The following is a 25,542-nucleotide window of genomic DNA, read 5'->3' on the forward strand; positions in this document are numbered from 1 at the left end:
GTCATGCCCCCCTTTCTTCTTCTTCCAGGTCGCAAGCTTCCAAGACCAGCGCCTCACGGGTGGCAGGGGTAACCCGGTAACGATGGTCGATGCGGTACCCCACCACCCAGATGATTTCGTCTCCAGACAAAACAAGCGGGATACGTTGCCTTTGCACCCGCGGAACCTTCTCGTCCACGAAGAAGTCGTGGAGCTTCTTGGGCGATTCCATCCCCAGCGGGAAGAACCGATCGCCCGGTCGCCACGAACGCACCAGCAACTGCGCTCCCGTCTTATTATAGTCCAGCAGTGCCCGCCGGGCAAGGTGACCGATCGCCTGCACGGGATCGCGCACCACGGCTGCGTGAATGAGCAGTCCCGCCTCCGGCACCTCCACGAGCCCCGGCACCGGCAGGCGGTACCGGTAGCCGACGGTCGCTCCCTCGTCCCGTTTGGGCCGGCCGGCTTCGCCCGGCGCCGGCTCCAGGGCCAGGCCATCGGGCGTCAGCCGCGCCACCACTCCACCGGGGAGATGCACCTCTTCCGCTGCCGGCCGGTGTCCTGTACTGCGCGCCCCTGCCAGGCCGCCCTCATCCTCGGGGACGGCCCGGCCGCCCAGCAGGTCGAGCACCGCCTGCACATGGGCAAGACCCACCTGCCGGCCCGGCCGCTTGACCGTAAGGATCGCCCGCCTGAGCACCCGCCGCCGGAGGGCGGGGGGAAGGGCCGGCAGCCGCCCGAGGTCGATCAACACACCTTCTCCCCGGCGGGAGCTCACATCTGCCAGCGTTTGCTCCTCCACTCCCCGCAGCCACTCCACGTCGGGACGCAGCGCCTCGGCGAGTTCGGCCAGGCGTTCCCGCACCCCCGCTCCCGCCACTTCCTCCAGGCAGGGCAAGAGGTGATGACGCACCCGGTTGCGCAGGTACCCGGGATCGAAATTATAGGGGTCGACCCGCCAGGTCAGACCTTGCTGGCGGCAGTACTCCTCCAGTTCCGCATGCCCCACCCGCAGGAGCGGGCGCACGATGGACCCTCGCACGGGCGGGATGCCGGCCAGTCCCTCAATGCCGGCTCCCCTGATGATGCGCATGAGGACCGTCTCCGCCTGGTCATCCCGGGTGTGGCCGAGGGCAATGCGCCTGGCTCCCACGTCCCCGGCCAGGCGTCCCAGGAAGGCATAGCGGGCTTCCCTGCCTGCCTCCTCCAGCCCGGTGCCCGAGGAAGCCGCCCGGGCCGCCACGTCTTCCCGGCCCACGGTGCAGGGGATACCCAGCGACCGGGCCAGGTCCGCCACGAACCTGGCGTCTTCCTCCGCCTGATCGGCCCGCAGCAGGTGGTTGAGGTGCCCCGCGTGAAGGCGTAATCCCATGCGCTTCGCCAGCCGTCCCATGACATGCAGCAGGGCGACGGAATCCGCGCCTCCCGACACCGCCACCACGATGGCGTCGCCCGGGGAGAACATCCCGTGCCGCTCCACATATGCCAGGACCCGCCCGTATACGTCCCCCAACGTGTTTCCCCGTACAGAGTTTCACCAACTGGCCACCTTTTCCTGCACCTGGACCGGCCGATGCCGGGAGCGCGCGTCCCGTGCCTGCCGGGGAAGGCCCGGCCCGTGGATGGAGCACCCATACCGTGGATGCCGGGAGAAAAAGGGGGAGCGGGCTTTCGCCCACTCCCGAGGGGTTGGGAGAGGTCGCCAAGACTGCTCAAACCTCAACCGGGCACTCTGCATGGGTGCTGTACGAGGGCCCTACCCATGTTATGCGGGGGGCAGCACCCGCAACACCGCCACCGCCACGTCGTCTTCCAGGGGACGCCGCCCGTGGTCGGTGGCCCGAGCAATCAGTCGCTCGGCCACTTCCGCGGGCATGACGGCATTGGCCCGGGTCAACCAGGCCAGCACCCAGTCTTCGTCCCGCTGCCCCTCCCGGTCCCACAGCCCATCGGTGGCCATCACCAGCAGGTCCCCCGGCGCCAGGGCAAGCTCCTGAACCTCCGTCCGCACCAGGGGGAGTATGCCCACGGGCCAGGAGGGGGAGTAAAGGGGACTCACCTCCTTTCCTCTCTTCAGGTAGGAAGGGGCAGCCCCCATCTTGAGGATCGCCCCCTGTCCGGTACGCAGATCCACCACGGCGGCGTCCAGGGTCACGAACCGGTCCTGTTCCCCCTGCCGCTGCAACACCAGGTTGGCCAGCCTGGCAGCCAGAGTCAGATCGAACCCGGCGTCCACCATGCGCGCCATCAAGGCGCAGGCAGACTCGCTGCTCCGGTGCGCCTCTTCCCCCACCCCCATGCCGTCGGAGATCACCACGAGCACCCGCTGATCTTCCAGTTCCTTGATGAGCACCCCGTCCCCCGGCACCCGCTCCCCGTGGCGCGGCAGGGTGGTCGAACTGATCTCGTACGCCAGGGGGTGTACCCCGGTAGCCGGGCTGGGCGGAGCGGCCGCCTGGTCGGCCATCCTGCCGATCACTCTGGCCAGAGTGGCCACCTGCTGGTGCATGAGAGAGCAGTACTCCTGCACTCGCTCCTGCCAGTGGCGGCTGGTGTGGTACAGCTCGCCCAGACCGGCCACCGCCGCCACCAGTTGCTCGGCATGGGGACACCGGCGCCCGAGCCCTTCGGGAAGGTCGGCCAGGGTGGGTTTGCCTCCCCGCTCCGCCACCTCCAGGAGCCCCAGGATGCCGCGATAGGTCTGGTGAAACTCCTCCTCCCAGCAGGCGCGGAACCCGTGGCACCGGTCACATAGGCGGAAGGCCACCGGCCCGGCGAAATCCCAGAGGGTTTCCACCCGGGATGGGGCGGTGCAGGATGCCAGGCTGCGGTCCAGCTCGGTGAGCAGCCTGGAGGTGCTGTGAAGACGCTGCACCACCCGGTCGTGCAGCCGCCGCTGGCGCGTCACCCCCAGCTCGGCCTCGCCCGCCCCGCGGAAGGCCGCCCGGGCCGTCTCCAGCCAGCCGCCGGGGATCAGAGCAAACAATACCAGGGCGGCCGTGCACTCCGCCAGCACCAGGCCGGCCGGCGCATGGGGGTAGGAGTGAAAGGTCATGAGGAGGGAACCCAGCATGCCCCCTATGCCCGTGCCCACGCGGCCCAGCTCGCGGAACACTCCTGCCGTCAGGCCGGCGAAGGCAGGGACGGCCACCGCCCAGGCGGACCCCGGAGCAGCGGTCACCAGGCCGGTAACCACTCCCGCGGCTGCCCCCAGACCGGCGCCGCCCGCGTAACCGGCCACCAGGGCCAGGAAAAGCACCATGATGCCCTCGGCATCCAGAGGACCCAGGGGGATGCCGGCCGTGCCCGCCACCGCACCGGCTCCCAGCACGGCCAGGGCGAACACCTGCTCCATGCCTCCCCGGCTCCCCCGCACCTGGGCCATCTCCTCCGCGGTCTCGCGAAGCCGGGGCCGGGCAGGCAACGCGTAGCTGCTGACCAGGGTGAGGAGGAGGGCCAGGAAGGACTCGGCCAGGGCCAGCGCCAAATCCACAGGAGTCGGGCCCGCGACCACGGCCGCCGCCGACCTCACCGTGGCCGTGAGGGAAAAGGCGATCACTCCCAGCCCCAGGGGGTTGGTGTCGGCGTGGGCCGGCAGCCGGGCCAGGAGAAGCTGGGCAAACAGGAGGAGCAACCCCAACTCCAGGCCCAGCACGGGGCTCCGGGTGGCCGCACCCGCCACCAGAGCTGCCGCCACCGGCAGTCGGGCCCGGGGACGGGCGCCGGCGGCAGCCAGGTAGAAGGGGAGGCCGAAGGGGTAGAGCGAACCAAAGAGGGAGGCCCTCGCCAGCAACACGCCCAGCAACAGAAGCGGCCACAGCCTGTCCCCCAGGACCCTACCCGCCGTGGTCACCAGGGCCTGCGAACGGGGACGGGCCCAGCGCCAGCTGCCGGCCCATCTGGCATAGGAACCGTTGCCCACGGTTTCCGCCCCTGGAACATTATAGAAGGGACGGCCCGCAGAGTTTGTCACTTACCGCGTAATCACAAGATTTCTATCGCCATCCCTCGCCGCCCCGCGTCGGCCGGCCCCGATCTCCGTCGAATCCCGGGCGTCGCGCGGCAGCCCAGGCGGCCAGGGCTGCGCCGCATGCGGGCAGGGCTACAGCGCAGGCAGGGCTGCAGCGCAGGCAGGGCGCACAGCGCCGCAGCCGACCAGGTTTGCGCCCGCAGGCAAGGGCAGGCAGCCCCGCAGGGCAGCCCGGAGTACACCCCCGCGCCGGGCGGCTCCAGAGAGGAGGATAAGCATGAGCGGTGTCATCATTCGCGATCCCGTGCACGGCGACGTGGCGGTTTCTCGCGAAGAAGCGGCGGTGCTGGACACCCGCCCCCTTCAGCGCCTGCGGGGCATCAAGCAGGTGGGAACCGCATACCTGGTCTACCCGGGATGCACCCACACCCGCTTCGAGCACTCCCTGGGGACCCTGGCCGTGGGGCAACGCCTGCTGGCGGCCATCGCCTCCTCCGGTGAATCCCTCGACCCGGACCTGGTCCGCCTGGCCCGCATGGCCGCCCTGGTCCACGACATCACCCACCTGCCTTTCGGTCACACTTTCGAGGACGAGACCCGCATATTCCCCCGCCATGATACCCCCGCCCGCTTCGCCCGCTTCCTGAAGGAAGGACCCACGGGGGAGGTCCTCCACCACCTCGGCCTGGCAGAAGACGTCTGCGCCGCACTGACCGACCAGGGAGCCGCCCGCGGCATACCCCCCTGGGTGAGGCAGATGGTGGCGGGAGCCGTGGACGCCGACCTGCTGGATTACGTTCGCCGAGACTCCTACTACGCCGGACTCCGCCAGGCATACGACGACCGGGTGTTCGCGTATTTCCGCCTCACCGGGGGGCAGTTGACTTTCAACCTCACCCGGCACGGCATGGAGCGGCCCGACGCGCGGACGGAGCTTTCCCACCTCGTCCGCCTGCGCTACTTCCTCACCGAGCGCCTCTATTACCACCACGCCAAGATCGCGGCCGGCGCGATGGTGGCCAGGGCGGTGGAGCTGGCCACCCACCAGGGCCTCACGGAAGCGCACCTCTACGACCTCACAGACGAGACCCTGCTGGAGTGCCTCCCTGCCCGGGTGCCGGAGGGTCCGCCCCATCCCGGCATCGCCGCCCTGCTCGGGGCCCTGCGGGAACGCCGCCTGCACAAGCGCGCCTATGTCCTCTCCCTCGACGGCATCGGCGGGGAAGCCCAGCACGACCTCATCGCCCGCTTCCGCCACTCGGCGGCCGGGCGCCGCACTCTGGAAGCAGAGATCGCCCGCGCCGCCGCCATCGCCCCCTCAGCGGGGACGGGCAGCGGGACCTTCCCCCCGGAGGCGGCGGTGATCGTGTACTGCCCGGAGGCAACCGCCATGAAGGAAGCAGCGGTGCCCATCATCGGCCCCGCCGGGCCCGGACTGTTCAACGACCCGGAGGTGGGCGGCCGGGAGATCGCCTGCCTGGACGAGATGTATCGCCACCTCTGGCGCTTCTATGTCTTCGCCCCTGCCCCCCTGGCCCCCGCCGTGGGCAGGGCAGCCACGGAGGTCATGGGCTTCCCCAACGAACACCGCCCGGCCCCGGGGCCCATGCGACCAGGTCAGGTGCCGTAGCGGGGCCGGAACCGGCGCATCCAGTACGCCGCGAAGTACGAAAGGGCCCAATCGTAGACCAGGAAGGCCCCATTGCCGACCGCGACCACTGCCGAGAACCATGACGCTCCTCCCGTCGCCGGCCAGAAGCGATCTCCCCAGGGGAACAGACGGGCCAGCAGTCCGGCCTCGCCCGCAGCCGGCGCCACCAGGAAGAGGGCCAGGGCTCCCGCCAGGCCCAGGTTGAAGAAGAGCAGCTTCAGCATCCAGGCCAGCGCAGGCCGCCGCAACCGACCGGCGCCGTACTTCACCAGAGCATAAGGGGCGAAGAACCCCCAGAACGCCAGGGTCCAGGGCCCCACCGGAAGCAGCAGGAAGACCAGCAGGGAAGAGGCCAGCACGGCCGCCCCGGCCGCCGCCGGGCCGGCCTCAAGGGCCAGAATGTGCAGGCCCAGGGTGCTCGCCCCCAGGAAAAACAGCCGGTTCGCCGGCATCGCCACGGCCAGGTACACCAGCAGTACCGTGGCGGCCACCACCAGGGCCCCCAGGGAGAGCCCGCGCGCGCTTAGCAGCACGAGACCAGATCCCCTCCGCAACTCTCACACATGCAGTCGGCGCACCACAGCGCCGTACACACCGTGCAGGGATCGACCCCCTCACGTCGGCGCCCCGCCGCCCGATAGGTGCGTCCCGCCGCCTCCATCTGCTCCACCGCCTGCCGGTACTCATAGTTGGTGGGGGCGGTCGCCGCCGCCTGCCGGAACAGATGGTACGCCTGGTCGTACCAGCCCTTGCGCAGGGAGACAACCCCCTTGAGGAACATCCACTCCGGATCCCTCGGGTTGAGAGTGCGCAGCAGATCCTCCGCCTGATCGAGGTCACCCAGGTCAATGAGCTGGCGCACGCGGGCGTAATCACCCCGGGTGCCCGCCCCATAGCCACCCCCCGTCCTGCCCTCGCCTGCGGCTCCGGACCGCGACCAGCCCCGACCCGTGCTGCCGCCCGCGCCCTGCCGCTGCGCCATGAGGTACTCGTAGGCTTCGTTGACCTCCCGCAGCTTCTCCTCGGCCAGCTCCGCCAGCGGGTTATCCCGGTACCGGTCGGGATGGTACTTCTTGACCAGCTCCCGGTACGCCCGCTTGATCTCCGCTTCGCTGGCACCGGGTTTCAAACCCAGCACCTCGTACGGATCTGTCACAACGCTCGCCTCCCCCGGGTCCTGCCAGCACCTTTTCGGTCTGATCCCGCAGACCCAGGTACACCACGTTCTCTATCAATCCCCGGTTGCTCTCGAGGGGCAGGAGCTCTACCACCTCGGCTACCCGCGCCAGGCACTGGGTGAGGAGGAAATCGACCCTCGCCCTCGCCCGCTCCCGCAGAGCACCCCCGCCCCGGGCGCCAGGGTCGCTCGCCGGCCTGCCGCCACAGACGGCCACAACCGGGTTGTAGCGGCCCGCTGCCAGGTCGGCTTCCAGGTCGGCCATGGCGTCGGCCGTGTACACCCACTTGCCCAGGTTGTAACCCAGGTGGCGCAGGCCTTCGCGGATGCGGCCGCCGGCCCCGGCATCGCCCGGGCGCGGGTCCCAATCCCCGGGGCCGGCAGCCACCTCGGCCAGCAGGCGGGCGAAGGGATCGGCCGCCCGGTCCAGGTCCGCGCACCCCTCCCGTTCCCGTGCCTGCAAGTCCGCCAGGCACTGTTCCACCACGCCCGCCTGATGCGGGAACAACCCGGCCGCGCGGCGGGCCGCGCTCCCGAGGAGCAGGCGCCCGCCCGCGGCGCCCAACCAGCGCATGTGCCCGGCACCGGAATCCCGCACATCGTCCCCCAGCCTGTGATAGGCCAGCAGGACATTGACGGCAGCGGCATACCGCTGCTCGCACGGTGCCACTGCCAGGGGCACCTGTCGCCAGGGCGGAAGGGGACAGCGCCCGCGCCGGTACGTCACCGCATCCGGGCGCAGCGACGAAAGCAGGAGCCCCAGGAATGCCCCTTCGTAGCTCACCGTGAACCGGGCCGTCGTTCCTCCCAGGCGGGCCAGAGCGGCACAGAGCCCGCAGTAATGGGCCCGGAATACCTGATATTCACGCACCTTCAGCTCCGCCCGGTCCGGGCGCACGTATCCGAACACACGCATCAGTTCGCCAGTCTCAGCATGCGGTCCTGCCTGCCCGTTCGAGACCGGTTTCCGCTACCTGGAAGGCTACCCGGCGGTGATAGTGGTGGCCTGCGACACCTGGCAGGGCATCCCCGCCACCACCGGATACCCCGGGCGCTAGGGCAAGCCACCCCGCCGGTCGGGGTACTCAATCACGCTGGAGGCTGATGAGGGAGACCCAGCAGTAGGGCCGCAGGGCGGGGCAGCGCTTCACCAGGGCATCATCCAGTCGCACCAGGGGAGGGATCAGACTCCCGCCCCAGTTCAGGGGCAGGTACTTCTTGAGGAAGAACAGGGGAATGGTGAGCAGGTAGTGCTCCTCGTGGCTCACCCGTGCGAAGTACCGCCCCCACTCCTCGATCTCCCGCACCAGGAAGGGTTGTTCGAAGCGGCTGCGCCGATCGGGCGTGAGCCGCCGGAATAGCTGCAGGAAGGGGTTGTGCCCCAGGGGCTCCTCGAAGAGCGCCCGACCCCCGGGGCGGAGGACCCGCCGTATCTCCGCCAGGGCGCGGGGGACGTCCACGTGGTGCAGGATGCCCGTGCCCGCCACCAGGTCGAAGCTGCTGTCAGAGAAGGGCATGGCCTCGGCGTTCGTTCTCACCGGGGTGATCCGGTCCGCCACCCCGTACCTCTCCCCCAGTCGCCGGGTCTGAGCAAGCATCCCCTCGGAGATGTCGCCTGCGGTGACCAGGGCCCCGCGGCGGGCGAGGGCGACCGACAGGCGACCCAGCCCGCAGCCCACGTCCAGCACTTGTAGGCCGGACACATCCCCCAGCAGCCCCAGCATGCGCGCGCGCATGAGCTTCATGCTGTCGAAGCCGCAATCCAGGTCGATGTCCTCGACGCGCAACCTGCGGCTGAACGTATCGCCCAGCTCCTCTTCCACCCGCAACCGGGAGCCGATTCCATCACCCGGGCCCTCTTCCACCCGCAACCGCTGGCCGGATCTCTCGCCCGGCTCCTCTTGCACCTGCAACCGATGCACAGGGTCCACCGCGTGCGACCTCCTCCCGGGTTTCGCCCCCATGATAGCACATGCCGCGCGCCGCCCGGGCGGAGGCGGACTTATGCATTTAACGAAACGTTAACAGGGCGTTGGACGGGCCTTAACCTGCTTCGAATTGTCGCTTAACTGCCGGCGTCTAGAGTCAAGCCAGATGAGTCTACGCGACGAAGGGGGTTGGGGGTTCCATGGGACAGCTCTCGGCGGGCAAACGGCTTGTCATGGTCCTCGTGCTGTCGGCAGCCCTCATCACGGCGGGGTGCGCGGGCGGCAAGGAGTCGGCTCGGCCCGGCAGCGGTACCGGAACCGGCGAACCCCAGAAGGTGGTGCTGAATGGCGCGGGCGCCAGCTTTCCTTTCCCCATCTACTCGCTGTGGTTCACCGAGTACAACAAGCTGCACCCGAACATCCAGATCAACTACCAGTCCATCGGGTCAGGCGGCGGTCAGAAGGCCATCATCGAGAAGACGGTTGATTTCGGCGCTTCCGATGCTCCCATGACCGACGAGAGGCTGAAGGAGGCCCCGGGGAAGCTCCTGCACATCCCCACCGTGATGGGCGCCGTCGTCCTCACCTACAATCTCCCCGGCGTGGGGACGGGCCTGCGCCTGACCCCGGAAGTCATCGCGGGAGTCTACCTGGGCAAGATCAAGAAGTGGAATGACCCCGCCATGACGCGGGAAAACCCCGGGGCGAAGCTGCCGGGCAAGGACATCGTGGTGGTGCACCGGTCCGACGGCAGCGGCACCACCAACATCTTCACCGCCTATCTCAGCGCGGTGAGCCCGGAATGGAAGTCGCGCGTGGGCTCCGGTACCTCCGTGGGATGGCCCACGGGTGTGGGCGCCAAGGGCAATGAGGGTGTCACCACCCAGGTGCAGCAGACCGAAGGCGCCATCGGTTACGTGGAGCTGGCATATGCCGTCGAGAACAAGCTGGGTTACGCCCTGGTCAAGAACCGGGCGGGCAAGTTCGTGGAGCCGTCCATCGACTCGGTGACTGCGGCGGCCGGCGCGGCCCAGAACATCCCGGAAGACTACCGGATCATGATCGTCGACCAGCCGGGCGACAACGCCTATCCCATCTCCGGCTTCACCTGGCTGCTCATCTACGCCCAACAGAGCGACCTCGCCAAGGGCCGGGCCCTGCTGGAGCTCCTGCAGTGGGCGCTGACGGATGGCGAGAACATGGTGTCCCGGTTGCTCTACGCTCCCCTCCCCGCCAACGTCCAGGACATGGTGCAGAAGACCCTCAAGACGGTCACCTACCAGGGTCAGCCCATTCTCAAGTGACAACGCGACTCCGTATCACCCATGAAGGCCTGCTCAGGGGCGGCACCGCCCTCTTTGCCCTGGCGGTGCCGGCCGTCCTGGGCGGGATGGTCTGGGAGCTGTACCGGGCCTCCGCCATGGCGCGGCAGACCTTCGGATGGCACTTTCTGGTCAGGCAGGACTGGGACCCGGTGGCCGGGGAGTTCGGCGCCCTGCCCTTCATCTTCGGCACCGTGGTGTCGTCGGCCCTGGCGGTCCTGATCGCCGCCCCGCTGGGCGTGATGACCGCCATCTACCTGGCCGAGCTGGCCCCCGCCCGCTGGCGCCGTCCCCTCTCCTTCACCGTCGAGTTGCTGGCCGCGGTCCCCAGCGTCGTCTATGGCCTGTGGGGCATGTACGTGTTCGCCCCCTGGCTGCGCCGCTGGGTGCAGGCCCCGCTGGGGGCAGGGCTGGGGTTCATACCGTTTTTCCATGGACCGGCCTACGGCATCGGGATGCTGGCCGGGGGATTCATCCTGGCCATCATGATTCTGCCCACCATCGCCGCCATCTCCCGCGACGTCATCGCCGCGGTGCCGGCCAGCCAGCGCGAAGCTATGCTCGCCCTGGGCGGCACGCGCTCGGAAGTGATCAGCCGCGTGGTGCTGCCCTTCGGTCGCTCGGGAATCATCGGGGGCATAATCCTGGGGTTGGGACGGGCCCTGGGCGAGACCATGGCCGTCACCATGGTCATCGGCAACGCGCCCAGGATTTCGGCCTCCCTCTTCTCGCCCGCCTCGACCATGGCCTCCGTGATAGCCAACGAGTTCGCCGAGGCGACCACCCGGATCTATGTTTCGGCCCTCATGGAGATCGGGCTCTTGCTCCTCGGGGTCAGCCTGCTGGTCAACATCCTGGCCCGGCTCCTGGTACGCCGCCTGGGGGTGAACGCGCAGTGATGACCGCATCCCGGTCCCAGGCCGTCTCGCTGTCAGGGGCGGATGACGTCAACGTCCGGCGCCGCCTGGCCCGGGACCGGGTGCTGCTGCGGCTACCGGCCCTGGCCACGGCTCTGGTCCTGGTCCCCCTGTTCAGCCTGCTGTACTACGTGATGATCAAGGGATTCGCCGCCCTGGACTGGAACCTCCTCACCCGCCTCCCGGGGGCCATCACCCAGCCCGGAGGAGGCATGGCCAACGGCATCGTGGGGTCCCTCATAGTCACCGGCCTGGCGGTGGCAGTCGCGATCCCCGCGGGAGTGATCGCCGGTGTCTACCTGGGCGAGCACGGCCGGGGTTCCCTCGGAGATGCCATCCGCTTTGCCGCCGAGGTGCTGAGCGGAGTTCCCTCCATCGCCATCGGGCTGTTCGTGTACAACCTGGTGGTGATCAGGATGGGACGCTTTTCCGCCCTGGCGGGGGCGACGGCGCTGGCCATCATCATGCTGCCCGTGGTGGCACGGACCACGGAGGAGATGCTGCGCATGGTCCCCGCGTCCGTCCGGGAGGCGGGGCTGGCTCTGGGCATCCCGCCCTGGAAGGTAATCCTGCGCATCGTGCTGCCCGCTGCCAGCACCGGTATCCTCACCGGGGCCATGCTCGGGGTGGCACGCATCGCCGGTGAAACCGCTCCCCTCCTCTTCACCGCCCTCAACAACAACTTCTGGAGTGCAGCCCTGGGCCAGCCCATCGCCACCCTGCCCGTACAGATCTTCACCTTCGCCCTCACGCCCTACCCTCACACCCAGATGAGGGCATGGGCGGGGGCGGCTATACTGATCTCCCTGGTCCTCTTACTCAACATCGTCGCCCGTCTCGTTCTGGGCCGCGCAAGGGGTGTACCGCAATGAGCACAGGCATGGCAGTGGCTCCCCAATCCCTCGATCTCCATCCCGCCCTCCGCCGCTCCCTGGCCCGGGGGAGGATTGCGGAGGAAGCCGTCGCCCGGGAGATCGCCCCGGTCGGACCCGGGCATCTGGAGACCCGCGACCTCCACGCCTGGTACGGCACCAACGAAGCGGTGCGGGGCGTGACCCTGGCCATCAAGCCCCGCCAGGTGACCGCCATCATCGGGCCATCCGGCTGCGGCAAGTCCACGTTCATCCGCTGCCTGAACCGGATGCACGAGGTGGTTCCCGGGGCCCGGGTGCGCGGCACCGTCCTCCTGGACGGCCAGGACATCTACGCCGCGGGCGTGGAGCCGGTGTACGTGCGGCGCAGGGTGGGCATGGTCTTCCAGAGGGCGAACCCCTTTCCCACCATGAGCATCTACGCCAACGTGGCCGCCGGGTTGCAGCTGGCCGGGCGCGTCGGGCGCAAGGAGCTGGACGAGCGGGTGGAAAAGAGCCTGCACATGGCCGCCCTCTGGGATGAGGTCAAGGACAGGCTGCACGAGCCCGGGGCCCGTCTCTCCGGCGGGCAGCAGCAGCGCCTGTGCATCGCGCGGGCTCTGGCGGTGGAGCCGGCGGTGCTGCTGATGGACGAGCCCTGCTCGGCCCTCGATCCCGCCTCCACCGCCCGCATCGAGGATCTCATGACCGAACTGCGGGAGCGCTACACCATCGTCATCGTGACCCACAACATGCAGCAGGCTGCGCGCGTGTCGGATTACACCGCCTTTCTCCTGAACGGCGAGCTGGTGGAATACGGGCCCACCCACCAGCTCTTCACCAATCCCTCCGACCCCCGCACCGAGGCATACATCACCGGCCGCTTCGGCTAACCGCCCTGCCTCGGCCGCACCGCGGCTGTCAGGGAGGTGGCGAGGGACCGCGCCGGGGAAGAGTGAAGGAGAACGTGGAACCCTCCCCCGGCTCGCTCTCCGCCCAGATCTCGCCGCCGTGGACCAGCACTATGTGCTTGCAGATGGCCAGGCCCAGGCCGGTTCCTGCACCTCCTGGGGTCCGGCCCTTGTAAAAGCGCTCGAATATGCGGGGGAGTTCCGTTGCCGGGATTCCCCTGCCGGTATCCTTCACCTGGACCAGGATTTCCCCATCCCGGCTGCAGGCAGAGACGCTCACCCGGCCCCCCGCCGGGGTGAACTTCAGGGCGTTGTCCAGCAGGTTCCCCAGCAGTTCCCGCAGGAGGTCCCGATCTCCCCGCACTGCCGGCAGGTCGGGCGGCACGTCCACCTCCACCGCGATGCCTTTGGGCCGGGCCATGGGTGCCAGGCTGTCCACCGTGGAGCGGGCGATTTCCCCCAGATGGCACTCCTCCAGGTGCAGCTCGGGACTCCCCGACTCCAGGCGCGCCAGTTCCATCAGGCGCCGTGTAAGCCGGGTGAGACGGTCCACCTGGCCCGTGATCTGGACCAGAAAGGGCCGCGCTTCTTCGGGACTGCCGGTGCGCTCCAGCGTCTCCGCCAGGGCCTTTATTACCGCCAGGGGAGTGCGGATCTCGTGGGACAGGTTGGCCACGAAGTCCCGGCGCATGGTCTCCAGGCGGCGCACCGGCGTCAGGTCCTGCACCAGGATGAGGGCACCCTGCTCCACCGGCGTGAGCACCAGGCGCAGGAGCAGGTCGCCGTGCTGCAGGATCACCTCCTGGCGCTCCCCGGCCAGGCACCGCTCCAGAGCGTCCCGCACTTCCGGCCGGGGTACCACCTCGGTTACCCGCACCCCGGGGGTGGCCAGCCCCGACCCCAGCAGGCGACGGGCGGCCGCGTTGCTGCGCACGGGCAGGCCGGAGCGGTCGACAACCACCACCCCGTCCGCCATCTGTTCCAGCAGGGCGGCCAGCTCGTGCCGCTGCAGCTCTAGCTCGGAGATGGTCCCCTGCAGGCGGGAGGCCAGCTCGTTCAGGGCGGTACCGATCTCGGCCACCTCGTGTGGCTCGCGCAGGTACAGCCGGGCGGTCATGTCACCCCCGGCCATGGCCCGCGCCCGCGCACCCAGCTCCACCAGCGGTCGTCCCAGCCACCGCGACACCGCCACCGACGCTATCACCGCCAGCACAACGGACACCAGGGTGCCAAGCAGGAACGTGCGCCGGAGATCTCCCAGCCAGCGATCCACCCGGGCGAGGGGCCAGGCCACCCGCGCCACCCCTACCGGCCGCGCCGGGTCCCCGATGGGGACTGCCACGTACAGCATGCGCTCGCCCAGGGTGCTGCTCTGCCGGATGGCCGACCCCCAACCATGCGCTACGGCACTGCGGATCTCGGGTCGGTCGGCGTGATTCTCCATGGTCTCGGGGTCGTGATGGGAATCCCCCAGCACCGTCCCGGCGAGATCCACGATGGTCACCCGGGCAGCAATGGTCGAGGCAAGCTCCGCCACCAGGCTCCGCAGGGCAGCAAGCTCGCGCGCCGACCCGGAGTGCGCCTGGTCCGCCGCGCCGGGCTGGTTGCGAAGGTAAGGCAGGACGGCCATGGCCACCGCCCCCGCCTGCCCCGACAGTTGATCCCTCAGACTTTGCAGCGCAAATCTCTCGGCCGCCGCAGTAAGATACCAGCCGGCGCCCCCCAGGAACACCACTATCAGCAAGGTGTATACCAGGGCTGCCCTTCCCGCCAGCGACCGCACCGCTACCCCGCCTGCTCCGGCTCGAACCGGTAACCCAGGCCCCGCACGGTGGTAATCCAGCGCGGCTGCCCGGGGTCTTCCTCTATCTTCTCCCGCAGCCAGCGGACGTGCACGTCCACCGTGCGGGCGTCACCGGGGAAGTCGTACCCCCACACCTTCTCCAGGATGAGATCGCGGGAAAGCGCCACCCCCCGGTTCTGAACGAGCAACCAGAGCAGGTCGAACTCCTTGGGGCGGAGCTCCACCAGTTCGCCCCGCACCCGCACCCGCCGGGCCGCCGCGTCCATGGTCACCGGACCCGCCTCCATCACCCGCGCGCTCTCGCGGGTAGAAGCGGAAGCGGCCTCGCGATCCAGCGCCACCCGCCGCAACACGGCCCGCACCCGCGCCACCAACTCCCTCATGCTGAAAGGCTTGGTGACGTAGTCGTCCGCGCCGACCTCCAGGCCCACCACCCGGTCGATCTCCTCCCCGCGGGCGGTGAGCATGATCACGGGCACGGCACTTTCCCGGCGAAGGTGGCGACACACCTCGATCCCGTCCAGCTCCGGCAGCATGATGTCGAGCAGCACCAGATCCGGCTTCTCTGCCCGCGCCGCCTCCAGAGCCTCCCAGCCGTCGCGGGCGGTCGCCACCGCGTAGCCTTCCTTCTCCAGATTGAACTTCAGGGTGGAACGCAGAACCCCCTCATCTTCAACCACCAGGACCTTGGCCTTCACCACGCACCCCCCGGTCGCCAGTATCCCTCAGCCCGGAAGTGCCTCCGTCCAGCATTATATCAACTGTGCACCCCGCCATGTAGCGACGGCACCGCGTGCCGGCCATGCCGTCGGCATCTTGACTGTCCCTCCCTGCGAGGTTATACAGGTGGTGCCATCCTACACCGTTCGCGGGCGTGGGCACCATCAGCCCCCACGCGCGCCTGTTCTGCCGCCCCGAGGTCACCCTCCTCCACCTGCTTCCCCAGCGCTGAAACCGGACTGGAGAGCGTAGCGGTCGAGGTCAGGCGTCAGTTCGGGCGGGACGGCTGCCGCTTCACCGAATACCTTCTCCCCGATGCGGGCGAAGCTCCGCTCACCGATGTCGAACCAGCCCACCATCCGGGCAGCGCAGCAGTCCAGGGTGACGAGCTTCCGTCCCGCCAGCACCAGCCCGGGATTCTCCACCACGTCGTAGTCGCCCCAGTCGGTGTGGTGGCTGCCGCCCTCACGGTACAGCGCGGTCTCGTAGACGGCCTCCACGACCCCCTCCACGCGGAAAAGGGCGCGATATATGGCAGCGATGTCCACGATACTCCTGCCCAGCAGGCGGCCGTCCTCCCCGTGCCAGCGGTCGCGCAGCGGATCGGGGATGAGACCGAACAGGTTCTTGAGAGACCAGCTGCCCGTCTTGAGCTTGGCCAGGCTGATCAGGATGCTACCCCGCAGCTCGAAGAGGCACTGCGGCACCACCCCGAACAACTCCTCCTGAGCCACGGCGGGCTCTGCACCCCGCCGCCCCGCTCCACCGGCCGACTCGCCCGGACCGTAGGCGTGCTCCACGAGTTCCCGCACTGCGGCCGCAGGCGCTGTCCTGCCCTGCCACACCTCTTCGGTAACGTTCAGGTACTCGGCCGCGTGGCGTGAGAGGACGTCGCTGATACCCATCCGGTCGCGAAAGAGCTGGTCCTGTTCGCGAATCCACCCCCAGTTCTCGCGGGTGTTGTAGGGCGTGATTTCACGTCCTCCGAAGTTGCGCGCGCCGCTGTATCCCTCGATCACCACCCTCCTTCCCGGGGGCAGGCATGACAGCAGCAGATCCAGCTCCCGCGCCCCGGTGAAGTTGGCACGATGGGGACTGAACCAGGCGGGCTTGATCACGAAAACCGGGGACTCGCCCTCCGCACGTATGCCAGCTTCCCGCACCACCCGGGCAAATCCCTCTGCGTCACGCACCCGGGCAAAGATCACATCCGCAGGCATGGCCGCACCACCTCTCCTTTCCGGTCATCGTGTCCCCTGGCAAGAAAGGAACTCCCCAAACTCCTCCGGGGTGCGCACCCCCCTTCGGACAACGGCCTCGTAGATGAGCGAACTCATGATCTACCGCCACCTTGACGCTGCCCTTTTCGGGATAGCGCGTGATGCGCAACTCATGCACGTTCCCCTCGCCGAAGAGCTTGCGACAGACGGAACACGCCACGTCGAAAAGATCGGTGCCCTCAGCCACCAGAAGGTGCACGTCGATGTCCCTCTTGACCACCAGGTCGAGAGCCACGCTACCAACGACCCGGGCCTCGCCATGCGGGGCCAGGATTGAGAGGAGCTGAGTCTCCTCCAGTATCCGCTCGGCCTCTGCTTTCACAGCAGTATGTCTGGACCGGCGCGGCGGCGAGCTGCAGAACCGAACAGGATGACGCGATCCGGCTGCGCCACTGCCACTATTCTCCTGACGAGTTCCCGCAGGACGTCCGTAGCCAACCTACCGCCCTGCCTTCCAAAAGCACCGCCGGACTGGCTCTGCGTCAATAATCGGGGGGCTTGCGACCCCCCGTTGCACGCGAACTGCGAATGAAACCTGCCACAATCAGGTTGGTGGACCCTGGAGGACTCGAACCTGCAACCTTCCGATTAAGAGTGCTTACGGGCATTCTCGCCGCCCCTACCCGTCCCTTGGTGTCCCCTCTCCAATCTACCCATATTCTTTTGCGGCTGTATGCGATTCTCCTTCCGGGCTCTCCTGGCCGATTCCCGGCCTAATCCGCCTATGGGTGCGTCTCTGGCCGTAGCAGGTTGAGAGGACGCGGCGAGCCTGGCCCGGGCGGGCCCAAAGGGTTGCAGGGGCGGCTGCCGGCTCGTGTCAACCGACTGTGAAAATGTCACCCCCATTGACTTTTAACCGGACTGAGAAAACGTACCCTTCTTGATGGCTGGGGCACTCGGCGATTAACGTCACTCTGGACGTTTACAGCCACGTGCTCCCCGGAATGCATAAGGAAGCGGCCTTGGCGATAGACTCCATCTTCCAGGCCGCCCAAAAGAACGGAGGGCGGGTCTAATGCCCGCCCGTATAAGCTGCTGCCCCCGGATAGTCTCCATTCAGTCTCCATCTAGTCCCCGGAGGCTCGCTTCCATTTCAACCCGTCTCGAAAACCCTTGCGGCTGTTGGTCTTTGCTGGTGGACCATGCAGGACTCGAACCTGCAACCCTCCGATTAAGAGTCGGATGCTCTACCAGTTGAGCTAATGGTCCACCTGATAGTGGTAGCGGCGGCTGGATTCGAACCAGCGACACTGCGGGTATGAACCGCATGCTCTGACCACCTGAGCTACGCCGCCACCGGCCAACGCTTATTATACGGACACAAACCTCCCCGAGTCAAGCAAAGGAGCACTTCAGCGCTTCGCAGCGCTTCGTGCTCTGGCGCGGCGATCAAGTGCTGCTTGCGCCACCCGTTTTCGATATATCCTGAGGCGAGCTCTGCCGCGGGACACCGCACCCGGCAGGGAAGTCGCCGCAAGGATGGCGAGCGCGCAGGAGGTGATCCCTTGGAGATCCCGGTGTGGGAAGCCGCGGGGTGCGTGGTGCTGGACCGGATCGATGGGAAGGGATGCGTACTCCTCATATGGGACCCGCCGTACCCGGATCCCACCCTGCCCAAGGGCCGCCTCGAGCCGGGAGAGACTGCACAGGAAGCTGCGGTCCGTGAGGTCCGCGAGGAAACCGGGTATCACGTGGAGATAGTTGACGCCCGGCCCGTATGCGTGGAGAGGCTGCTGGACCGTCATCCCCCCGTCGTGCTGGAAAGGATCCACTTCTTCCTGGCCAGACCGGCCGGGGAAGACCACTCCCCCCACCCGGCGCCCGGCGAGAACAAGATCGCCAGGTGGGTCCCCGTCGACCTGGCCATGTCGCTGATCGAAAGGAAGCAGGACTTGGGGGTCCTCAAGGAACTCGCGCTGAGGCGCGGGGGGTGATGTTGGCCTCCCGGCCCGGGCGTCCCCCGCCTTCCGCATCAGACGCCGGGCTTTGCACGCTGATCAGGAGCGCAGGGCGCTGAGGATGGCCTCCCAGGCGATGCCCTCGTCCACCAGTTCCCGGCACAGGGAAACGGCTTCCGCGTCGTCGGGCTTGATCTTGCGGGCCACCTCCTGCAGCCTGTGCACCGTGGTGTAGGTGTCGTAGTGGACGAGCATGACGGGCACGCCCCGCTCGGCGGCGCGGGCCAGCACGTTCACGTTGGGGAACAGCCCGCCCGTCAGGATAAGGACGGCGGTGTCCGTCTCCAGGGCGGCCATACACATGTCGGTGCGGTCGCCGCCGGTGATGAGGGCCTTGCGGGGAGCGCGACGCAGGTACCCCAGGGCACTCTCCAGGGTCATGGCCCCGATCATGATCTCTTCTACCAGGTTGCCCAGGTGCTCTTCCCCCACCAGGATCTCGCCGCCCAGCACGTCGGCGAACTCCTGCACGGTGGGGGCGGCAATCTCGGGACGGCAGGGCAGGACCCCCAGCACCCGGACCCCTTCCCTTTCGATGAGAGGGGCATACACCCCCCGCGTCTTGTCCAGAAGGGGCCGGGGTACGTTGTTGAACACCACACCCAGCATGGGCACCCGCCGGCCCTGCAGGTACTGGGCAAAGAGAAGGGCGCGATCGACGCTGAAGTCGTTTTCCACCCGGCTCACCAGCACGGTTTGCGCCCCCAGGTGACCGGCCAGGGAAACGGCGTCCAGCCCCAGGGTGAGAAGCAGGTGGGGCCGGCCCGGGTCTTCGATGAGCATGACGTCGCGGCCTTCGGCAGCCCGGCGGTAAGCCTCTCCGATCTCCTCCGGGAGGGTGCCCGGCTGCTCATAGCGGGTCAGGTAGTAGGGCCCCGCAGAAACCAGGGTGAGCTTCTCGGGCGAGATGCCCATGGCGAGGAGGGTCGCCATGAGGGAGGCGTCTTCGTCCACGCGCCTGTACCCCGTGGGCACACTTCCCACCGGCTTGAAGTAGCCCACGGCGAACCCCTCGTCTCTCAGCTTCTGGGCCATCCCCACGGCCAGCGCGGTCTTGCCGCAGCCGGGGGTCGTTCCCAACAGGTACAGGCTCTTCATGCTCTCCACCTCATCTTATGGTAATCTTCACGTCCAGGGCGGCCAGCCCCTTCTCGTAGGCGAATACGGGGTTGATGTCCATCTCGGTGATCTCCGGGAAGTCCCGCACCAGCTGCCCCACCCGGCCGATGGTATCGACCAGGGCCTCGATGTCGGCCGGGCGCTCCCCGCGGAAGCCGCGCAGCAGAGTGTAGGCCCGCGTCTGCCGGATCATGGCGTGGGCCTCCTCGCGGGTGAGCCCGTGGGCCAGGCGGAAGGACACGTCCTTGAGCAGGTTCACGTACACGCCGCCCAGGCCGAACATGAGGAGGGGCCCGAACTGGACGTCCCGGGTGACCCCCACGATCAGCTCCCGGCCCGGCGGCATCATCTTCTGCACCTCAATCCCGTATACGACGCTTTTGGGCAGATGGCTGTGGACACTCTCCATGATGTCCACGAAGGCCCGCCTGACTTCCTCGGGGGTGGACAGACCCACCTTTACGCCGCCCACGTCCGTCTTGTGGAGGATCTGAGGTGACGCCACCTTGAGCACCACCGGGAAGCCCATGTGCTCCGCCAGGCGCCGGGCAGCGTCCGGGGTGGTGGCCAGATACGAGGGCGCGCAGGGGATGCCGTAGGCTTCCGCCACCCGAAAGGCCTCGGACCCCAGGAGGACCACCCGCTTGTCCCGCCGCACGAAGGAGAACACTTCCTCGACTGCGGTGCGGTCCGCATCGGGGAAGGCCCATTCCTCCTCGGCCACCGGAGCCTCCGACAACTCCCGATACCGTAGTAATCCGGCCAGGGCCGAGATGGCGGGCTCGGGGAAGGGATAGCAGGGGATGCCGTTGCCCAAGAGGTACCGGGTGGCTTCCTCCACCGAGGCGCCTCCCAGGAACGCCGCCAGCACGGGCTTCCCGGGATGGCGTCCGTGGTGATCCACGATCTTCTGGGCCACCAGGTCGGCCTCCACGGTGGCCGTGGGGGTGAGCACCACCAGCACCCCGTCCACGCCGGGATCCTCGAGCACCACCCCCAGGGCAGCATCGTAACGGTCCCAGTGGGCATCACCTATCACGTCCACGGGGTTGAACACGTTGGCGGCCGCGGGCAGGGAAGCGCGCAGCCGCTCGATGGTCTCCTTCTCGAATCGCGCCATGGTGAGGGGCGAGTTCTCAATGGCATCGGCCGCCAGCACGCCGGGGCCCCCCGAGTTGGTCACGATGGCCACCCTGTTACCGGGAGGTGCCGGCTGGCGGACGAAGGCCTGGGCCAGGTCGAACAGCTCCTCCATGGTGTGCACGCGCAGCACCCCGGCCTGGCGGAAGGCGGTCTCGTAGGCCAGGTCGCTGCCGGCCAGGGCACCGGTGTGGGAGGACGCCGCCTGAGCACCCGCCTGGCTGGTACCGCTCTTGATGACCAGGATAGGGGTGCTACGACTGGCCCGGCGGCAGGCGCGTACGAAGCGGGCGCCTTCCTCCACGCTTTCCAGGTAGAGGCAGATCACCTTGGTCTGGGGGTCGGCCGCCGCATCTTCGATGAAATCGGCCTCGGTCAGGTCGGCCTTGTTCCCCACGCTGATGAACCTGGAAAAACCGATCCCCCGCTTCAGGCTCCAGTCCAGGATGGCAGCGCACAGGGCCCCGCTCTGGGAGATGAAGGCGATACGCCCCCGGTAGGGGAAGTTCGCCGAGAAGGTGGCGTTCATGGGGGTGTAAGTATCCATGATCCCCAGGCAGTTGGGACCCACCATGCGCATCCCGTACCGGCGGCAAACTTCCGCTAGCTCCTTTTCGCGCTCGGCACCCTCCCGGCCCGTTTCCTTGAAGCCGGCTGTGATCACTATCAGATGACCCACGCCCGCCTTACCGCAATCCTCTGCCACCTGAGCCACAGCGGGAGCAGGGACGGATATCACCGCCACGTCCACCGGCTGCGGGATGTCGGCCACCCGCGCGTAGCATTTCAATCCCTCGATTTCTTCCTCGCGGGGGTTGACGGGATACATGGCGCCGCGAAAGCCGGACGCCAGCAGGTTGGCCACCAACGCGTGCCCGATCTTGCCGGGTGCCCGGGAGGCACCTACTACCGCCACGGCCCGGGGCCGAAACAACCTGTCGAGCAAAGCCATCCGCCCTCATCCTTCCACAGAGGAGACTTCACCGGGGAGACGTACGCTGCGGGTGCGCTTCCCGCCAGGAGGCCTCCGCGGCTGCACAAAAAATTGGTGCCGGGAGTGGGAGTTGAACCCACACGGGCTTGCACCCAAGGGATTTTAAGTCCCCCGCGTCTGCCTGTTCCGCCATCCCGGCCCGCGTCTGCTGGATACGCACTCGCGCTGCGCTATCTGGCGCCCTCGCTCCCCGGTGTCGCGGCCACCGGTCCTCGTGCTCCCGGAATGAGCCTACCTGGCGCCGCGGCCTCCCCGCTTGGACTCGGTGTGCCGCTTCAGATCGGTAAGCCTATCCTCGCTATCCTTCATGAACTTGGCCAGCTTGTCCTCGAAGGCCATCCACTCGGCCCGCCGGCGTTCCCGGTCCTTGCGCGGGCCGCCGCCCGGTTGCGCCTGCCGCACGGACAGTCCTATCTTTCCCTTTTCGTCGTACGACAGGATCTTGACCAGTACCCTGTCGTTCTCGTTAAGATAGTCCTTAATGTCGCGTACGTAGGCGTCAGCGACCTCAGAGATGTGTACCAATCCCGTTTGACCGTTGGGCAACAATACGAAAGCACCGAACCGCGTGATACCTGTGACCACACCTTCCACTATGGCGCCCACTTCCAAACCGGGCATGTGGCGCGGTTGTACCTCCCTCAGAGGCTCCGCCCTTCGATTGAGCGAGCAGCACCGTGCCCATTATAGGGCGGGCGCCCGAAAACTGTCAAGGAGAAGTGGCAGGCGGGGAGCCGGCAGGTGGTTCTTTCACAGGGAAGTACAGTATCTCGCCGGGATTGACCAACCCCAGCTCGCGCGCCGCCTTCTGGATGTATGCATCCTGCTGCATATCTTCCATCTGGGAGAGCAGGGTGCGGTTTTGCTCGCGCAGGGTTTCCACGGCCAGCCTGAGCCGCGCCTCCTCGTGCTTCAGCGTCCACAGCTCCCAGCCCGCGCGCAGGAATGAAGAAAGGAGGAGCAGGCAGAAGGCCGCCACGCCCAACCGGGCCAGCGTGCGCAGCCAGCGCCGGTACCCGGACCCCTTCACCTGTCTAAAGAGGCGTTGCGTCCCCGAGCGCATGGTCCATCATTCCTCCGGCGGTTCCTCTTCGGGCGGAATCCCCAGGGCTTCGCCCGGCAGTACTATCACCACTTCATACCCCTTGCTGCGGGCCCGGCTGTAGAGGGTGGCCACCGTCGTGGCGGCGATCCCCAGCCGGCGTGCGACCGCCTCGTTCCCGAGGCCCATCTCCTTGAGGACGACCACCTGGCGCTCGCGAAAACTGAGTCTTTCGGCCTTGCGGATCTCCAGTTGCGTGGCGGCCGCCCTCCCGGTTATGCACAACCTGTGGACAAGCTGTGGACAACCTTAGTACAAAACCTATTCGCCACCGGTGCGCCCCTTTCCTCCCCCCCGGTGCCCGATCACCGTCAGCCTGCCGGTGGCTGCGGACGCGTAACCAGGCGGGCCAGCCGGCGTCCCAGCCGGCGCAGCGCCCTGCCGGTGGCGCGCAGGATGTGCCTTACCAGGGGACTGCCCAGGTAAGCGTAGGTCCACACCCCCAGCAGAACGCCCGCAAACGCGTACCAGCGCAACTGGCCCCAGTTGGCCACCACCAGCCACCCGGCCAGCCACGCGCCTGCTCCCAGCCCGTACCCCAAGTCGAGCAGGAAGGAGAGCAATCCCCGGACGCGGACCAGCCGCCGGCCAGCCTGGTACACGTCAAAGGACAGGCCCAGCCCCACCCCGGCCAGGATCATGACGGAAAAGGCGTAAAGGTCGTCCTCCACGCCCGCCACTGCCCGCTCCCCGGGTCACCGCAGGATGCGGTCCCACAGGCCGCTGCGACCCTTGCTCCGGCCCCCGCGCGCCCGCGGGACGGCGGCGTACTGCAGGGCGTTGACCAATCCTTCCACCGCAAACTGGCCCTGCTCCACGTCCACGTTCTGGATGTGGAGATCCTGCCCCCGGATGGTGAGCATCCCCAGATCGGTTTCCAGCACGACCTCCTCTTCGTCGAAGGATTCCACCCGGGAAACGCCCCGCACCTCCAGCTTCTCCCGGTTCACGATGGAGACCAGATGCTCACCCAGGCCTTCCAGGTTCTTGTCGTCCATCCCGGGCCCCCCCTGTGGAACACTTTCCCACCCCAGGGTATGCGGAGCCGGGACAACTTATCACTCCCCGGGCACCGCTGCCGCCGATTGGGGCGCCGCTGCTGCCGGCCCCCACGGAGCACCGCAGCGGCACGAGCACACCGCCAGGGAGGCGGCCTCAGTGCCAGCGGCGCTCCAGCACGGTGCCGGGATAATAGAAGGCCAGGATGGCGCGGAAGTCATGGCCCGACTGGGCCATGCGCATGGCCCCGAACTGGGAAAGCCCCACTCCGTGGCCGAACCCCCTCCCGGTTATGACCAGCCGGCCGCCCGAAACTTCCATGCCATCGATCAGGGTGGACCTGATGCGCATGCCGCCGTCCAGCTCCAGGCGGAAGCGGGCGGCGGGCACCTCCTTTCCCCCGAACCGGAAGGTCACCGCCCGCCCCGAAGGCCCCCGGGCCGTCACCTCCGCTGGCAGCACCCGCCCCAACTTCACTCCCATCCGCCGGGCGGCGGCCCGTACCTCTGCCGGCGTCACCCAGGCCTTCCAGCGCATGGCGTCGCCGCTGTAGGGGTCGGGCCGAGCCTGCAGGTAGGGGGCAGCGCCGCGGAAGTCCACCCCTTCCCCGGGCGTGGCGGTGTAACCTCCCGAATGGGCGTGATAGAAAGCCTGAGCCACCTCTCCCCCGTAGGTCAGGACCAGCCCCCGGGTGCGGGCTACCGCTCGCCTGACCCCCGGAGTGATCGCCTCCGGGTCATATGCCTGGAAGTGGCCGGGGTCGTCGCACACATCGGTGCCGTGGGCACGCCGTACCCCGCCCCGCGCCAGCCGCTCGACCGCGAAGGTGCGGGCGATGACGGCCTGAGCCGCCAGCGCTTCCACCGGCCAGCGGGGATCCATCTCGGCCGCCACCACCCCGGCGACATACTCCTCCATGGGGAGGGTGCCGCGCTCACCCGTACCGTGCCAGTAGATGGTGACAGCCGGCTCTCCCCCGAAGGGCCGGCGGTAGGTGGGAGCCTCCAGGACCGCCTGGGCGGCAATAGCGGCCACCGCGATGAAAAGAAGGACCACCCTGGCCGGACGGGACATTTCCCTCACCCGCCCGCTAGGGTGGCCCGCGCGCTATGTGCTTAGTCGCGGTGCTGGCTGGAAACCACCTCGTACATGCGGCGGGCCTCTTCCGCAGACGCTCGCTCCCGCACCTCGAGCACCCGCACTTCCACCACCCGCCACTCGGTGTCCAGCCTGATCAGGTCCCCCACCCGTACCGCCGTGGCCGGCCTGGCCGTCTTGCCGTTCACGCTCACCCGGCCGGCCAAGCACATCTCCCGTGCCCAGGTCCGCCGCCTGACCAGCCGGCTCACCTGGAGGAACTTATCCAGGCGCACTTCCGACCGGAGCTACTTGACCACCGCTTCCTTGAGGCTCTTACCCGGCCGGAACACGGGGGCCCGCCCGGGGGCGATGGCGATCTCTTCACCCGTGCGCGGGTTGCGGCCCTTCCGGGCGGCACGATTACGTACCTCAAAGGTCCCGAACCCGACCACAGCCACCTTCCCACCCCGGCTGAGTGCCTCGTGGATGGCCTCGAAGGTAGCGGTGACCGCCTTGTCCGCGTCCCGCTTGGTCATGCCCGTCTTCTGCGCCACCACTGCCACCAAATCCGCCTTGTTCAATCCCGTATCCTCCTTCCCTTTTTTGCCACTCCTGCCACCGACCTGATTCGACAAAAGTC

General features: G+C 68.1%; 26 protein-coding genes and 3 tRNA genes. 7 read left to right on the forward strand and 22 right to left on the reverse strand.

Going from position 1 to position 25,542, the window contains the following annotated elements:
* Window position 1 precedes the first annotated feature (1 nt).
* Both tilS and QME70_04690 read right to left on the reverse strand, forming a co-directional pair.
* Entirely contained in the window at window positions 2–1,492 is a 1,491-nt protein-coding gene (tilS, locus tag QME70_04685; protein MDI6893902.1) for a tRNA lysidine(34) synthetase TilS, read from the reverse strand.
* 252 nt (window positions 1,493–1,744) lie between these two features.
* Window positions 1,745–3,901: a SpoIIE family protein phosphatase gene (locus QME70_04690; protein MDI6893903.1), complete on the reverse strand. Its 2,157-nt coding sequence runs from the start codon at window positions 3,899–3,901 to the stop codon at window positions 1,745–1,747.
* Window positions 3,902–4,226: 325 nt separating this feature from the next.
* Here QME70_04690 and QME70_04695 point away from each other — a divergent pair, with 325 nt between their 5' ends.
* A complete protein-coding gene (locus QME70_04695; protein ID MDI6893904.1) occupies window positions 4,227–5,579 on the forward strand; it encodes an HD domain-containing protein in 1,353 nt (450 codons plus the stop codon).
* On the opposite strand, the gene QME70_04700 is transcribed toward QME70_04695, so the two are convergent.
* The 4 genes from QME70_04700 to QME70_04715 form a co-directional block, all read right to left on the reverse strand.
* A complete protein-coding gene (locus QME70_04700) occupies window positions 5,567–6,133 on the reverse strand; it encodes a hypothetical protein (GenBank protein MDI6893905.1) in 567 nt (188 codons plus the stop codon). The two genes, QME70_04695 and QME70_04700, sit on opposite strands and share 13 nt — an antisense overlap.
* Window positions 6,124–6,756, reverse strand: a complete 633-nt coding sequence (locus QME70_04705; GenBank protein MDI6893906.1) for a DnaJ domain-containing protein — start codon at window positions 6,754–6,756, stop codon at window positions 6,124–6,126. The genes QME70_04700 and QME70_04705 overlap by 10 nt, the downstream gene beginning before the upstream one ends.
* Window positions 6,644–7,693 (reverse strand): DUF5685 family protein, encoded by a 1,050-nt coding sequence (locus QME70_04710; GenBank protein MDI6893907.1) that lies wholly within the window; start codon window positions 7,691–7,693, stop codon window positions 6,644–6,646. Before QME70_04710 ends, QME70_04705 begins: the two co-directional genes overlap by 113 nt.
* Window positions 7,694–7,862: 169 nt before the next feature.
* A complete protein-coding gene (locus QME70_04715; protein MDI6893908.1) occupies window positions 7,863–8,708 on the reverse strand; it encodes a class I SAM-dependent methyltransferase in 846 nt (281 codons plus the stop codon).
* Between the two features lie 197 nt (window positions 8,709–8,905).
* Here QME70_04715 and pstS point away from each other — a divergent pair, with 197 nt between their 5' ends.
* From pstS to pstB, 4 genes are read left to right on the forward strand one after another with little or no spacing between them, the layout of a single operon-like run.
* Window positions 8,906–10,009, forward strand: a complete 1,104-nt coding sequence (gene pstS, locus QME70_04720; protein ID MDI6893909.1) for a phosphate ABC transporter substrate-binding protein PstS — start codon at window positions 8,906–8,908, stop codon at window positions 10,007–10,009.
* Window positions 10,006–10,926, forward strand: coding sequence for a phosphate ABC transporter permease subunit PstC (gene pstC / locus QME70_04725; protein ID MDI6893910.1), 921 nt, complete (start codon window positions 10,006–10,008; stop codon window positions 10,924–10,926). Before pstS ends, pstC begins: the two co-directional genes overlap by 4 nt.
* The gene (pstA, locus tag QME70_04730; GenBank protein ID MDI6893911.1) at window positions 10,926–11,816 is read left to right on the forward strand and encodes a phosphate ABC transporter permease PstA; all 891 of its coding nucleotides are present in this window, start codon (window positions 10,926–10,928) and stop codon (window positions 11,814–11,816) included. Before pstC ends, pstA begins: the two co-directional genes overlap by 1 nt.
* A complete protein-coding gene (pstB, locus tag QME70_04735; protein ID MDI6893912.1) occupies window positions 11,813–12,688 on the forward strand; it encodes a phosphate ABC transporter ATP-binding protein PstB in 876 nt (291 codons plus the stop codon). The genes pstA and pstB overlap by 4 nt, the downstream gene beginning before the upstream one ends.
* Before the next feature lie 28 nt (window positions 12,689–12,716).
* Here the strand turns inward: pstB and QME70_04740 are convergent, their stop codons facing one another.
* The 3 genes from QME70_04740 to QME70_04750 form a co-directional block, all read right to left on the reverse strand.
* On the reverse strand, window positions 12,717–14,489 hold the full coding sequence (locus tag QME70_04740; protein MDI6893913.1) for an ATP-binding protein: 1,773 nt from the start codon (window positions 14,487–14,489) through the stop codon (window positions 12,717–12,719).
* 2 nt (window positions 14,490–14,491) lie between these two features.
* The gene (locus tag QME70_04745) at window positions 14,492–15,211 is read right to left on the reverse strand and encodes a response regulator transcription factor (protein MDI6893914.1); all 720 of its coding nucleotides are present in this window, start codon (window positions 15,209–15,211) and stop codon (window positions 14,492–14,494) included.
* 219 nt (window positions 15,212–15,430) lie between these two features.
* Window positions 15,431–16,450: a DUF362 domain-containing protein gene (locus QME70_04750; GenBank protein MDI6893915.1), complete on the reverse strand. Its 1,020-nt coding sequence runs from the start codon at window positions 16,448–16,450 to the stop codon at window positions 15,431–15,433.
* Between the two features lie 103 nt (window positions 16,451–16,553).
* Between QME70_04750 and QME70_04755 the strand changes: the two genes are divergently transcribed.
* Entirely contained in the window at window positions 16,554–16,787 is a 234-nt protein-coding gene (locus tag QME70_04755; protein ID MDI6893916.1) for a hypothetical protein, read from the forward strand.
* A gap of 856 nt (window positions 16,788–17,643) precedes the next feature.
* Here the strand turns inward: QME70_04755 and QME70_04760 are convergent.
* Together QME70_04760 and QME70_04765 are read right to left on the reverse strand one after the other, a co-directional pair.
* Window positions 17,644–17,719, reverse strand: a tRNA-Lys gene (locus tag QME70_04760).
* 9 nt (window positions 17,720–17,728) lie between these two features.
* A tRNA-Met gene (locus tag QME70_04765) sits at window positions 17,729–17,805 on the reverse strand.
* Between the two features lie 210 nt (window positions 17,806–18,015).
* Between QME70_04765 and QME70_04770 the strand changes: the two genes are divergently transcribed.
* Window positions 18,016–18,444: an NUDIX domain-containing protein gene (locus tag QME70_04770; protein MDI6893917.1), complete on the forward strand. Its 429-nt coding sequence runs from the start codon at window positions 18,016–18,018 to the stop codon at window positions 18,442–18,444.
* A 63-nt stretch (window positions 18,445–18,507) separates the two neighbouring features.
* On the opposite strand, the gene QME70_04775 is transcribed toward QME70_04770, so the two are convergent.
* The 11 genes from QME70_04775 to QME70_04825 all read right to left on the reverse strand — a co-directional run bounded on the left by QME70_04775 (window position 18,508) and on the right by QME70_04825 (window position 25,483).
* Window positions 18,508–19,566 (reverse strand): phosphotransacetylase family protein, encoded by a 1,059-nt coding sequence (locus tag QME70_04775; protein MDI6893918.1) that lies wholly within the window; start codon window positions 19,564–19,566, stop codon window positions 18,508–18,510.
* Window positions 19,567–19,576: 10 nt separating this feature from the next.
* Window positions 19,577–21,679: an acetate--CoA ligase gene (locus tag QME70_04780; GenBank protein ID MDI6893919.1), complete on the reverse strand. Its 2,103-nt coding sequence runs from the start codon at window positions 21,677–21,679 to the stop codon at window positions 19,577–19,579.
* A 94-nt stretch (window positions 21,680–21,773) separates the two neighbouring features.
* A tRNA-Leu gene (locus QME70_04785) sits at window positions 21,774–21,860 on the reverse strand.
* A gap of 92 nt (window positions 21,861–21,952) precedes the next feature.
* Window positions 21,953–22,342 carry a S1 RNA-binding domain-containing protein gene (locus QME70_04790; GenBank protein ID MDI6893920.1) on the reverse strand — a complete coding sequence of 130 codons (390 nt, stop codon included), beginning with the start codon at window positions 22,340–22,342 and terminating at the stop codon, window positions 21,953–21,955.
* A gap of 88 nt (window positions 22,343–22,430) precedes the next feature.
* A complete protein-coding gene (locus QME70_04795) occupies window positions 22,431–22,784 on the reverse strand; it encodes a septum formation initiator family protein (protein ID MDI6893921.1) in 354 nt (117 codons plus the stop codon).
* 6 nt (window positions 22,785–22,790) lie between these two features.
* Window positions 22,791–23,048: a sigma factor-like helix-turn-helix DNA-binding protein gene (locus QME70_04800; protein MDI6893922.1), complete on the reverse strand. Its 258-nt coding sequence runs from the start codon at window positions 23,046–23,048 to the stop codon at window positions 22,791–22,793.
* A gap of 86 nt (window positions 23,049–23,134) precedes the next feature.
* Window positions 23,135–23,503, reverse strand: a complete 369-nt coding sequence (locus tag QME70_04805; GenBank protein ID MDI6893923.1) for a spore cortex biosynthesis protein YabQ — start codon at window positions 23,501–23,503, stop codon at window positions 23,135–23,137.
* A gap of 15 nt (window positions 23,504–23,518) precedes the next feature.
* Window positions 23,519–23,821 (reverse strand): sporulation protein YabP, encoded by a 303-nt coding sequence (yabP, locus tag QME70_04810; GenBank protein MDI6893924.1) that lies wholly within the window; start codon window positions 23,819–23,821, stop codon window positions 23,519–23,521.
* A gap of 157 nt (window positions 23,822–23,978) precedes the next feature.
* Window positions 23,979–24,896, reverse strand: coding sequence for a SpoIID/LytB domain-containing protein (locus tag QME70_04815; protein MDI6893925.1), 918 nt, complete (start codon window positions 24,894–24,896; stop codon window positions 23,979–23,981).
* A gap of 41 nt (window positions 24,897–24,937) precedes the next feature.
* The gene (locus QME70_04820; GenBank protein MDI6893926.1) at window positions 24,938–25,195 is read right to left on the reverse strand and encodes a S4 domain-containing protein; all 258 of its coding nucleotides are present in this window, start codon (window positions 25,193–25,195) and stop codon (window positions 24,938–24,940) included.
* Window positions 25,196–25,207: 12 nt separating this feature from the next.
* A complete protein-coding gene (locus tag QME70_04825; GenBank protein MDI6893927.1) occupies window positions 25,208–25,483 on the reverse strand; it encodes an HU family DNA-binding protein in 276 nt (91 codons plus the stop codon).
* Window positions 25,484–25,542 lie beyond the last annotated feature (59 nt).

This window comes from Bacillota bacterium, assembly GCA_030019365.1.
GTDB lineage: Bacteria > Bacillota > Sulfobacillia > JACIYH01 > JACIYH01 > JACIYH01.

Coding starts and splice junctions, on each gene's coding strand:
- QME70_04710 (MDI6893907.1), bottom strand. CDS start 7,693: ATGCGTGTGTTCGGATACGTGCGCCCGGACCGGGCGGAGCTGAAGGTG.
- QME70_04750 (MDI6893915.1), bottom strand. CDS start 16,450: ATGCCTGCGGATGTGATCTTTGCCCGGGTGCGTGACGCAGAGGGATTT.
- QME70_04695 (MDI6893904.1), top strand. CDS start 4,227: ATGAGCGGTGTCATCATTCGCGATCCCGTGCACGGCGACGTGGCGGTT.
- QME70_04815 (MDI6893925.1), bottom strand. CDS start 24,896: ATGTCCCGTCCGGCCAGGGTGGTCCTTCTTTTCATCGCGGTGGCCGCT.
- yabP (MDI6893924.1), bottom strand. CDS start 23,821: ATGGACGACAAGAACCTGGAAGGCCTGGGTGAGCATCTGGTCTCCATC.
- pstB (MDI6893912.1), top strand. CDS start 11,813: ATGAGCACAGGCATGGCAGTGGCTCCCCAATCCCTCGATCTCCATCCC.
- QME70_04780 (MDI6893919.1), bottom strand. CDS start 21,679: ATGGCTTTGCTCGACAGGTTGTTTCGGCCCCGGGCCGTGGCGGTAGTA.
- QME70_04775 (MDI6893918.1), bottom strand. CDS start 19,566: ATGAAGAGCCTGTACCTGTTGGGAACGACCCCCGGCTGCGGCAAGACC.
- pstS (MDI6893909.1), top strand. CDS start 8,906: ATGGGACAGCTCTCGGCGGGCAAACGGCTTGTCATGGTCCTCGTGCTG.
- QME70_04790 (MDI6893920.1), bottom strand. CDS start 22,342: ATGCCCGGTTTGGAAGTGGGCGCCATAGTGGAAGGTGTGGTCACAGGT.
- QME70_04795 (MDI6893921.1), bottom strand. CDS start 22,784: ATGCGCTCGGGGACGCAACGCCTCTTTAGACAGGTGAAGGGGTCCGGG.
- pstA (MDI6893911.1), top strand. CDS start 10,926: ATGACCGCATCCCGGTCCCAGGCCGTCTCGCTGTCAGGGGCGGATGAC.
- QME70_04755 (MDI6893916.1), top strand. CDS start 16,554: ATGAGCGAACTCATGATCTACCGCCACCTTGACGCTGCCCTTTTCGGG.